Source organism: Rhizobacter sp. P2_H2 (genome assembly GCF_056403375.1).
Genome location: NZ_JBFUFP010000663.1, coordinates 1 through 3,091, shown reverse-complemented (window position 1 = coordinate 3,091; position 3,091 = coordinate 1). Strand labels below are relative to the sequence as shown.

Genomic DNA, 3,091 nt, shown 5'->3' with positions numbered 1-3,091 from the left:
GTGCTGTACCAGCGGCGCGGCGTCTGCCAGGACTTCGCCCACCTGATGATCGCCTGCCTGCGCGGGCACGGGCTGCCGGCGCGCTACGTGTCGGGCTACCTGCTGACCGATCCGCCGCCGGGGCAGCCGCGGCTGCTGGGCGTCGATGCGTCGCACGCCTGGGTGGCCGCGTACTCGCCGGCGCACGGCTGGGTGGAGTTCGATCCCACCAACAACCAGCTGGCCGACGAGCGCTACATCACGCTCGCCTGGGGCGCCGACTTCGCCGACGTGGTGCCGCTGCGCGGCGTGATCCTCGGGGGCGGCGAGCAGCAGCTGGATGTGTCGGTGAGCGTGATGCCGGTCTGAAGGCGGCCTGATGCCGGGTTGGGTGTAGTTCATCTGTACAGCGAACGAACTGGCCGGCACCGCCACTCAGCGTGCAGTGCCCCTGGATGTCCTCGGTGAGCCGGAGTGAGTCGAGAGGGGGGCCGTTTGAGCTTGAGGAGACTTGCTCATGTACGGCGCAGCCTTTCTTCATCCGCACGGTAGGCCGTATTGCGTGTCACTTCGCAAGAACGGGGCCGATCTCCCGATCGCTCGTGCGATCGAAGATCCGGCAGAGCGTGCCAAGGAGGCCGTGGCCCAGCTGAAGGCACTGGTCGAAGACAAGATCCAGTCCAAGGTCGACAAGCTGGCGAAAGAGCTGCTGCGCAAGGGGCTGGTGACCCTGGACAAGCACGGCGACTACCAGCCGGGAGTGCGACCTTCCTGTGCGCCCCGCTATGCACGTGTGCGGAAACTGCCGGCCAAGGCACGGCGGCGGGCCGAGTTCGCGATCCGGCGCGGCCTGGATCGTCCGCGCACCGAGGGCAGCAAGGCCTTCAGGAGCGGCGGCGATGCCGGGACGCTGGTGCCGACCGTGACGGGTTCCTCGGCATTTTTGTGGGCGGACTGCGCGCTGTTCCGCACCGGATTGAATGCCGCGACCGCATCGACCGGCCCCGGCTTCGAGCCTCCTGCAGGGGGGCTGCAGGCGCTGGGGATCGCAGGCGGCGTGGCGGCCGGCTGCTCGTTGCTCGACGGCCTGGACATGTTCAACATGTTCCTCGACACGGTTGACGAGCAGGACCGCTGGAAGGTCGAGGTGGTCGTCTTTTATCGGCACTTCAAGGCATACCTTGCCAACCGTGCGGCGAAGGAGCACTCGAGCTCGGAAGAGGTTCACAACCCTGCGGAGGAGAAGCTCTCGAGCCCGGAAGAAGTTTGCGGCTTCCTCCGCTGCCGGACGGCACTCTCTCGATGCAAGCTGTTCGACAAGGCGGCGCGCCAGGCGTGGAGGCGCTGCTGCGCCGCCACGCTGCGAGACACCGGCTTGACGACCGTCAGCACGTCGCTGGGCGTCGTCGGCATGGGCATGAAGATCGCGTCGGGCGCCAACCTCGCGTCGCTGGGCCTGAGCGGGGCCGGCATGGGGCTGGGGGCGGCGGCTCCGCCCCTCTCGTTGGCGTCCGCCGGCATCGATGTCGTGGTCGGACGCCAGGAGATCAGCTTTCGCAAGAAGGAGTACCGCCGCTGCAAGGCCCACTGCGGGCATCTCCAGCAGCAGATCGACAGCCTGAAGGACACCTCCGCAGCGCAGCGAAGCGCCGACCGCGACCTGCTCATCCAGGTGTTGAACGGCGCGCTGAAGCGTCAGCGGCGTCTGATGAAGCAAGCCCGCTACGAGATGCGTTGCGGGCGCGCGCGGTTGGCCAAGGGCGTTGCCAATGCGGCCGTGGCAGCTCCGCTGGCGACCGGCGCGCTCGTCACCGCGTTCGTCGCGACGAACGCGGTGGTATGGCCTGTCGGTGTGGCCGCCACGGTCGTGGGCGGGGCCGTCAGCGCGGCGTATCTGGGAAGCTATGTCGGGAAGGCGGCGACGCGGGAGGCCATGCGCGCCCGTCTGCGCCGCGAGCAGTACGATGCCACGCTGCTGGCTGCCACCACCTCGGCCGCGGACCGGGCCGGTCTGCGCGCGGAAATGAAAGAAGAGGGGAAGGAGAGGCCGCTGCTGTCGGTGGCGAGGACTTCGGGCTACTGGACCGGCGGCCGGGATGGCTTTGCCGGCAGGACCATCCACACCGTCAATCCCGACACCCAGGCGGTCGCCGCGTTGGATGAATTCGCCGGGCTGCTGGCACGCCGACCCGCCGGGGGCCATCCGGACGTGCTTGAGCCCCACATCAAGGCGGTGGTGGCTGTTGCCAATATCGACGAGGCGCTGTTCGACGACATTGAGAGGATGATCCGCGCACGCTCCGACAAGCTGCGCAAACGGGGCGTGCATCCGCGCGACATCGAGTGGCAGGAGCTGATGGATCGCCGCCGGGAGTACGGCGCTGTCTTCGGGCTGCCTGAGGCACTGCCCAAGCTGGCACCGGGGGCGCTGCTGCCGAGCTTCCATGCAGCCTGCTGGATCGCGCGCCTCGGCAAGAGCTCGAACCCCGACGCCGGCAAGTTCGTGAGGCTCCTCGAGCGTCATCTGAAGGGAGAGCAGATCGACCTGCATGCGATGAACGAATGGCTGGACCACAACGGCCACCTCGCTGCATCGTCAGCCTTGACGAACGATGAGATGTGGGCTGCAGCGGCCCGCCTGTTCCGCAGCGTGCCGCCGGCGCTGTTCATCGATCAGGCGAAGTCGTTGCTGAAGGCGGTCGCCAAGGAAACCGGCGACCGCAAGGGGTTCGCGTGGCAGCAGGGCAGCGCGGTGCACCGCGACCTGAAGGCGTTCTGCCAGTTTGCCCAGACGCAGTGGGAACCGGGCGCGCGGGCGATCCGGCACATCTGCAGCCATCCCGACGACGCGGCGGCTGCCACCCGCCTGCGCACGCCTCGTGAACTGTCGGCCGCACTCAAGATGCTGGCACCTGGCCATCCGCTGCCGGAGTCCGTGGCGACGGATGCCCAGCGGGCGACGCTCCATACCGCGCTGCGCGAGGAATGGGCGCGTCGATTCGCCGTCGGGGCCTGCGATGAGTCTGGCCGCGCGCCTGACGCGCTGGCCGCGCATCCTTCGATCCGCAATGAGTTCCCGGGCGGCGTCTGGTGGCGAAACGCGGCAGGAGAT

2 protein-coding genes are annotated in these 3,091 nt (G+C 68.4%); both read left to right on the top strand.

Annotated elements, in window-relative coordinates:
- Positions 1 to 348 (top strand): transglutaminase-like domain-containing protein (locus tag AC1D15_RS24320; protein WP_477827990.1); only part of this gene is annotated, 348 nt, incomplete at its 5' end.
- Positions 349 to 496: 148 nt separating this feature from the next.
- The coding region (locus AC1D15_RS24315) for a hypothetical protein (RefSeq protein WP_477827989.1) at positions 497 to 3,091 on the top strand (2,595 nt) is incomplete at its 3' end.